Genomic DNA, 7963 nt, shown 5'->3' with positions numbered 1-7963 from the left:
GGAAAGTCCTCGTCGCGTTCCAGCAGCACCCCAGGCGGTGTCGTACGGGCGCACAGCTCGGCGAGGACGTCGAGCACCGGCTGGGTCACCGGATGGGCGTGGCTGTCGTGCCACACCCCGTCCCGCTCCACTCCGCCCGCCACATGGACGTAGGCGATCGCCGACGTGGGCAGCTCGTCCAGCGCCTTGGCCGGGTCCTCGCCCCGGTTGACGTGGTTGGTGTGCAGATTGGCCACGTCGATGAGCAGCCGCACCCCCGTGCGCTCCACGAGCTCGGCCAGGAACTGGCCCTCGGTCATCTCCTCGCCGGGCCAGGAGATCAGCGCCGCGATGTTCTCCACCGCGAGCGGCACCGGCAGCGCGTCCTGCGCGATGCGCACGTTCTCGCACAGCACGTCCAGCGTGTCACGGGTCCGCGGCACCGGCAGCAGATGCCCGGCCTCGATGGCCGGTGACGCGGTCAGCGGCCCCCCGGCCCTGACGAACGCGATGTGCTCGGTGACCAGCGGCGAGCCCAGCGCCTCGGCCCGTTCGGCCAGCGCCCGGAGGCGGCCGGGGTCGGGCCGCTCGGCTCCCCCGAGGCCGAGCGACACCCCGTGCGGGACCACCGTGGTCCCGCGCTCGCGCAGCCGCCGGAGCGCGTCCGGCACATGGTCGGGGCAGATGTTCTCCGCCACCACCTCCACCCAGTCGATGCCGGGCAGCCGCGCGATGTCGTCGGCGATCTCCGGTCGCCAGCCGATTCCGGTACCGAGGCGCACCATGGCTCCCCCTCCTCGTTCCGTACCGCGTCCCCCGCGGTGTGTTCTCGCGTGCCGGGGTCATGACCCCATACAGGGAGGACGAATCCCACGGCCGCATGGTTCAGAGGTTCATTTGAGCTTCGGGGTGTCACGGCGGGGATGCCCCGGGGGGTATGCGCCGGACCGTCGGCCGGTGGCCGGCCCGGGCGGTGCCAGGGGCCGGCCCGGGCGGTGCCGGTGGCCGGCCCGGGCGGTGCGAAAGGTCACCGGGTGGGTGGAGTCCCTGAATATGGTCACTGTTACAAAAAATTGGGGCCCTGTGGCGACAGACGTTCAGAGGGGAAAATAGGATCGGTCTGTCTGGGGGGATGGAAGATCAGATCACACCTTTGTGCCGCGCCCGCGCGCGGAGCGAGCGTGGGGGAAACACGTGCTGGGCAGCAGCGACAACGCCATGGGGAAGCACCGCAAGCACCGCCGTAAGCCGCCATCGAGGAGCCGGGGGATGCGGCTGCGCCGCTGGGCGGCCGCGCGGATCCGGCTGGACTACCCCAGGGCGGGGCGGCGCGGTGTGACGCGATGGCTGCCGTCGTGGCGTCAGACCGCCCTGCTCTTCCTGTTCTGCCTCGGCAGTCTGACCGGTCTGCTGAGCTTTCTGTATCTGCAGACCGACATCCCGAAGAACCTCAACGACTTCGCCACCCAGCAGGACAACGTCTACTACTGGGCCGACGGCAGCGAGATGGCCCGCACCGGCCCGGTCAACCGGCAGGAAGTGCCGCTGGACAAGGTGCCGGAAGACGTCCAGTGGGCGGTCCTCGCCGCCGAGAACGCCAGTTTCTACACCGACAGCGGAGTGTCTCCGAGCGGGCTGATGCGCGCCGTGACGCGGATGGTGACGGGCGGTGAGACACAGGGCGGCTCGACCATCACCCAGCAGTATGTGAAGAACGCCTATCTGAATCAGCGCCAGACCTTCTCCCGCAAGCTCACCGAGATGTTCATGGCCATCAAGCTGGACGACCGGATGAGCAAGCGGGAGATCCTCCAGCGCTATCTGAACACCAGTTGGTTCGGGCGCGGCAGTTACGGCATTCAGCGGGCGGCGTACGCGTACTACGGCAAGGACGTCTCGAAACTCAACGCGAGCGAGGGCGCGTTGCTCGCCTCGCTGCTCAAGGGCGCCGGGACCTTCGATCCGACGCTCAGCGCCAAGAACCACAAGCGGGCCGTCGACCGCTGGAAGTGGGTGCTGGACCGGATGGTCGACATCGGAAAGCTCTCCAAGTCCGAGCGGGCGCGCTATACGACATTCCCAGAGCCCAAGGCGCAGCCCAAGCCGGTGGGGCTCACCGGTCAGGTCGGCTATCTGGTGGAGACGGCCAAGGCGTATGTCAGCTCCCACACCGACATATCCGCCGCCGATTTCGACCTGGGCGGCTATCAGATCCACACCACCTTCGAGAAGCCGAAGGTCCAGGCGCTCGCCAAGGCGGTCAAGAAGACCCGGGACAACCTCGACCCCGAGCAGCGCCCCGAGGACCGCCATGTGCGCATAGGCGCCGCCTCGGTGGCTCCGGGAGGCGCCATACGCGCGCTGTACGGCGGCCCCGGCTATCTGGAGCAGGGATTCAACGACGCGAACGCCTCCACCGTCCCGGCCGGCACCTCCTTCACCCCCTTCGTCTACGCCGCGGCGCTGCGCGACGGCGTCCTGCTGCGGCGCAACGGCGCGCGGACGCCCGTGACACCTTCGACGCTCTACGACGGCGACAACAAGATCGCGGTGCATACGCCCGAGGGCCCGTACTGGGACCGCGGCGGCAAGATCGTGCGGGCCACCAATGACGACGACGCCTCCTATGGGCAGGTCTCGCTGCGCCAGGCGATCGTGCGGTCCATCAACACCCCGATGATCCAGCTGGGCATGGACGTCGGCCTGGACCGGGTCCGGCGGGCGTCCATCGACGCGGGGCTGCTGCCCAGCAGCTTCGGCGCGCGGGTGCCCGCGTTCTCGCTCGGCACCGCGACGCCCAGCTCCATCCGTATGGCCAGCGCCTACGGGACGTTCGCCGCCGAAGGCACGCACTACGCGCCGTACTCGGTGAGCGGGCTCACCCACGGCGGGCAGAAGGTCGAGCTGCGCAAGGACCACGCCAAGCGGGCCTTCAGCGCGGCGGTCGCGGCGCAGGTGGACGACGCGCTGCGCGGCGCGGTCCAGAGCCCGGACGGTTCGGCGCGCGAGGCGGCCGTGGGCGGTGGCGATGTGGCCGGTAAGGGCGGCACGGCGCAGGACGGCACCTCCGCCTGGTTCGTCGGCTACACCAAGAAGCTCTCGACGGCGGTCTCGCTGTCCCGGGTGGACCCGAAGTCGCAGGAGCTGATGCCGCTCAAGGGAATGGGCGGGGGAGGCGCCGACACCTCGGGTGACACCTACCCCATGGACATCTGGAAGAGCTATATGACGGACGGGGCGGCGGAATGAGCCGCCTCGGCGCGAGCCGCACTGACGGAATGAGCTACTCCGGAGTGAGCTACCCCGGCGTGAGCCGCCTCGGCATGAGCCGCACCGGCGGTAAGGGCACCGCAACGAGACCGCTTACTTGCTCTTGGCGTACGTGGACCAGTCCGGCGATTCCGCCGGGTCCAGCATCCGCAGCTTCGCCAGGACCTTCGGGTCCTGGGCGTCCAGCCAGTCGGCGAGCTGCTTGAACGACACGCACCGCACTCCGTCGCGGCGGCAGACACTCCTCATCACGTCCTCGATGGCCTGCATATAGATGCCGCCGTTCCAGGTCTCGAAGTGATTGCCGATGAACAGCGGCGCCCGGCTGCCGTTGTAGACCCGCTCGAAGCCGTTCAGATATCCCTGGCGGGTCAGCCGCTCCCACTCCGCGTATTTCGCCGGATCGCCCTCGGTGCTGTCACCGGACTGGTTGAAGAGGAAGTTGAAGTCCATCGAGAGGACCTGCTTCTCGCTCTCCGGATACGGCACCAGCTGCAGCGGGAAGTTCCAGATTCCATCGATCTTGGACGGCCAGAGCTGGAAGTCCCCCGGGGAACTCGCGTCATAGCGCCAGCCGAGGGATTTGATCGCCGGAATCAGCGTCTTCTGGCCCTCCAGGCACGGCGCGCGCCCGCCCACCAGCTCCACGTCATAGTCGAACGGCAGCGGTTTGATGTCGGTGAAGCCGGTGTTCGTCTTCCACTGCTTCACGAACGAATACGCCTGCTCCGTTTCGCTCTTCCACTCCTGGGTGGACCAGTCCTCCCCGCCCTTGGCGCCGCAGAAATGGCCGTTGAAGTGGGAGCCGATCTCATTGCCGTCCAGCCAGGCCCCGCGCAGCTGCTCCAGGGTCTCCCTGATGTGCTCGTCGGTGGGGAAGGATATGGCGGCCGAGCCCGGCTTGTGCTGGGGCGGCCGGTAGAGGTCGCTCTTCGACTTGGGCAGCAGATACATGCCGCTCAGGAAGAACGTCATGGTGGCGTTGGTCTCCTTGGCCACCTCGCGGAAGCGGGAGAAGAGATGGTCGTCGTTCTCCAGCGCGCCGTCCCAGGAGAAGACCACGAACTGCGGCGGCTTCTCACCCGGTTTGAGCTTCTCGGGCTTGAGCTGATGCGGCTGCGGTCCGGTGTAGGACGTGGAGCCGTCTCCGAGCACCTTGACCTTGCCGTCCCAATGGGCGTACTTGTCTTCCTTCTTGGGCTCCCTGGGGACCCGGTCCGACTTGGGGGACGCCGCGGACGCGGGGAGGTCCCCGTCCTGCGCGCCCCCCGCGTCCCCCGGCGAGGTCAGGGCTATCAGCAGCGCCACCACGACGGCCACGGCCGTCAGCGCGCCTATGGGCGCGGCCACGCCATAGGCGTTCCTGGCGTTTAAAGCCTTCAACGCTTTCACGATCTTCAGCGCCTTCACGGGTCCCGCCCCCTGGCAACAGTACAGATGTACGTCCCCCTCAGTATCACAGAAGTATCACGTGCTCTTCACATCGGTCATCCTCACCAACCGGTCAAAAGCAGGTGATTGACGAGCAGTGAGAGGCAGGCCTGGACCAGGAGCCATCGGCGGCGATCACGGGCGGGCAGCAGCGCGGTGGTGGGCAGCAGCCAGACGAGGAAGGGAAGCCAGATCCGCTCAGTCTCGGCCTTGCTCATCCCGGACAAATCGGCCACGACAAGCGCGAACAGCGCCGCGAAGGTCAGGACGACGAGCCCGTCCGGGGCGCCAGGACCGACCGGCCCGCCCGGGCGCAGCCGCCGGGCGGCGTCGGGCACCGCCGACAGCATCCGCCGCGCGCCCGCGACACATGCGGGACCGGCGACCACCGACGCGACGGCCAGATTGGCCCAGACCCAGTACGCGTACGGGCGATCGGAGGCCACGCCCTGGTAGTAGCGCTCGACCAGCAGGGAGTACCCCTCCCACCACCGGAACCCGGCCAGCGTGAACGCCCCGGCCACCACCGCCACCCCGGTCAGAACGAAGGGCAGCGGCCGCGCGGTGCGACTGAGCAGCAGTACGGCGGCGGCGGGCAGCGCCAGCAGCGTCAGCCCGTACGAGAGATAGGCCGTCAGCCCCAGCAGCAGCCCGGAGCCCAGCGCGACCGCCCCGGGCGCCCGGACCGTACGCGTCGCCGCGAGCGCCAGCAGCGCGAGCCCCCAGGCCGCGACCGCCGCGAAGTAGCCGTCGGCCGAGGCGCCCACCCATACCGCCCCGGGGGCCAGGACCAGGAACGGGGCGGCCGTACGCGCCGCCCGCTCCTGCCCCAGGGCGCGCAGCGTGACCAGGATCGCGACCGCCGCCGAGCCGCCCACGGTGACGCAGAAGGTCCCCGCCCAACCGCCGCCGCCCAGGCCCAGCCGGTCCAGGCCCACGAAGGTGAGCACGGCGCCCGGCGGATGGCCCGCGATATGGGCGGGCCAGTGGTCGGGCTGGGTGAGCAGGATATGGCCGGTGAAGCCGCGCAGGGCCGCGCCGATGTCCTGGAACCGGTCGATGCCGCGCAGATATTCGTGGCGCGCCGTCAGCCGCTCCGCCACCCCGCGCCGCCATCCGTCGACCAGCGCCAGCGACCAGATCCAGGCCATGGCCGCCGCCCAGACGGCCCCCAACAGCCCCCGCCACGGCAGCCGCGCCGCCAGCCGGTGGCCGTGGACGACGACCGCCGCGGCGACGGCCAGGGCGAGGGGCGTGCCGGGGCCCACATGGGGCAGCCAGTCGGCGTACAGCGGCGCCCAGTCGACGTACAGGGAGTGATCGGTCCGCTGGATCAGGGTGCCGACGACGGCGGCGACGGCGAGGAGCACGGCGGCTGCAGCGGCGGCGAGCACGTCCCGGCGACGGCCGGTCCGTGTGTCGTCCTGGGCGGGCTGGATGTCGACGTCGCTGCGGAGAGGGAGCTTCACGACGTCACGCTACGTCGCCGAGCCCACCGCCGGGCCGCCGCGCCGCGCGCTGTCACCGGACCGTCAGATCTTCCCGGCCAGGCCCCGTGACGTCACCGTTTCGTCATGGGCTCAAGGCGCCTGGAGGCGGTGCGGCGGTCCTACGGTCATGCCATGAGCCACCCTCCCCGTACCGACCGTGAACGCCGCGCCTTGTGGCGCAGCCCGCTCCGCGGCCCCTGGCTGACGTCCGCCTTCGGCCTGGTCCTGCTCTTCGGCATCCCCGTGCTCTTCGTGACCGGACTGCTGTCGTACGCCGCCTACAACCCCGATCTGTCCCCGGTCAACGACAAGACACCGGACAAGGGGCTGCTGGGCTTCTACCTCTTCTCCTGGCCGACCGACCCCTCCTGGCTCTACCGCGTCACCCAGGGGGTGCACGTCACGCTCGGTGTCGTGCTCGTCCCCGTGCTGCTGGCCAAGCTGTGGTCGGTCATCCCCAAGCTGTTCGCCTGGCCGCCGGTGCGGTCCTTGGGGCACGCGCTGGAGCGGCTCTCGCTGCTCCTGCTGGTCGGCGGGGGACTGTTCGAGTTCGCCACCGGCGTGCTCAACGTCCAGCTGGACTACGTCTTCCCCGGCTCCTTCTACCCGCTGCACTTCTACGGGGCGTGGATCTTCATGGCCGCCCTCGTGGTCCATGTGGCGCTGCGGCTCCCGCTCATGGTGCGGACGCTGCGGAGCCGCGAGCTACGGGCCGAGCTGCGCACCCGCACCTCCGACACCCGGCCGGAGCCGCCGGACGAGACCGGTCTGGTCAGCCCGCGGCCCGCCGCGCCGACCATGTCGCGGCGGGGCGCGCTCGCCATGGTCGGCACCGGCTCCTTCGCGCTGCTGGTGGTGACGGCCGGTCAGAGCATCGACGGGCCGCTGCGTACGAGCGCGCTGCTCGCCCCGCACGGGCGTGAGCCGGGCCGGGGGCCGAACGGCTTCCAGATCAACAAGACCGTCGCGGCCGTCGGCATCCGCGCCCGCGACATCGGGCCCGACTGGCGGCTGGTGGTGCGGGGCGCTGCGGGCCACGAGACCGTCCTCACCCGGGAGCGGCTGCTGCGGCTGGAGCACCACGGCGCGGCGCTGCCCATCGCCTGTGTGGAGGGGTGGTCCACGGCCGACCAGCGGTGGGAGGGGGTACGGCTGGCCGACCTCGCCGCGCTGGTGGGGCATGCCGACCGGCCGCCGAGGGTGCTGGTGGAGTCCGTGCAGCGGCACGGCTCCTTCCGCAGCGTCGTGCTGAGCGAGCACCAGGTCCGCGATCCGCGCTCGCTGCTGGCGCTGAAGGTCAACGGCGCGGATCTGTCGCCGGACCACGGCTATCCGGCGCGGGTGATCGTGCCCGGGGCTCCGGGTGTGCACAACACCAAGTGGGTCGGGCGGCTGACCTTTGGGGGGACGGTATGAGGTTTCCCGGACTTCGGGGGGACGGTGTGAGGGCCGCCGGACGGCAGGGTTCTGGGCTGCGGCGGCTGGACGGGGAGTCGCCGCTGCGGCTGGTGCTGCTGCTGTGCTCCTTCGCGCTGACCGGCTACGTCGGGGTGAGGCTGCTGAGCGGGGACTGGGTCGGGTTCGCGCTGTGGTTCGTCGGCGCCGCCGTCCTCCATGACCTGGTGCTGCTGCCGCTGTACGCGCTCGCCGACCGTGCCGTGGCGGCCGTCCTCCCGGCCCCGGCCCGGTGGATCAACCATGTGCGGGTGCCCGCCTTCGTCTCCGGTGTGCTGCTGCTGGTGTGGTTCCCGCTGATCCTCGGCCGGCAGGAGCGCCGCTACGAGAACGCGACC

General features: G+C 70.3%; 6 protein-coding genes. 3 read left to right on the top strand and 3 right to left on the bottom strand.

What is annotated here, in order from left to right:
• A partial coding sequence (locus GWI24_RS36215; protein WP_210950279.1) for a DUF692 domain-containing protein occupies positions 1 to 764 on the bottom strand: 764 nt, incomplete at its 3' end.
• Positions 765 to 1248: 484 nt separating this feature from the next.
• Here GWI24_RS36215 and GWI24_RS36210 point away from each other — a divergent pair.
• Positions 1249 to 3228 (top strand): transglycosylase domain-containing protein, encoded by a 1980-nt coding sequence (locus GWI24_RS36210; RefSeq protein ID WP_210950280.1) that lies wholly within the window; start codon positions 1249 to 1251, stop codon positions 3226 to 3228.
• Between the two features lie 114 nt (positions 3229 to 3342).
• Here GWI24_RS36210 and GWI24_RS36205 read toward each other — a convergent pair whose 3' ends face one another.
• Complete coding sequence (locus GWI24_RS36205; RefSeq protein WP_374103378.1) at positions 3343 to 4599, bottom strand: hypothetical protein; 1257 nt, start codon at positions 4597 to 4599, stop codon at positions 3343 to 3345.
• Between the two features lie 143 nt (positions 4600 to 4742).
• A complete protein-coding gene (locus GWI24_RS36200) occupies positions 4743 to 6149 on the bottom strand; it encodes a hypothetical protein (RefSeq protein ID WP_210950277.1) in 1407 nt (468 codons plus the stop codon).
• 153 nt (positions 6150 to 6302) lie between these two features.
• On the opposite strand from GWI24_RS36200, the gene GWI24_RS36195 reads away from it, so the two are divergent.
• Complete coding sequence (locus GWI24_RS36195; protein ID WP_210950276.1) at positions 6303 to 7586, top strand: molybdopterin-dependent oxidoreductase; 1284 nt, start codon at positions 6303 to 6305, stop codon at positions 7584 to 7586.
• The coding region (locus GWI24_RS36190) for a hypothetical protein (protein ID WP_210950275.1) at positions 7583 to 7963 on the top strand (381 nt) is incomplete at its 3' end. The genes GWI24_RS36195 and GWI24_RS36190, both read left to right, overlap by 4 nt.

The organism is Streptomyces sp. MK37H (genome assembly GCF_018035285.1).
GTDB lineage: Bacteria > Actinomycetota > Actinomycetes > Streptomycetales > Streptomycetaceae > Streptomyces > Streptomyces endocoffeicus.
The sequence above is the reverse complement of the archived record's forward strand: the minus strand, read 5'-3'. Positions and strand labels throughout refer to the sequence as shown.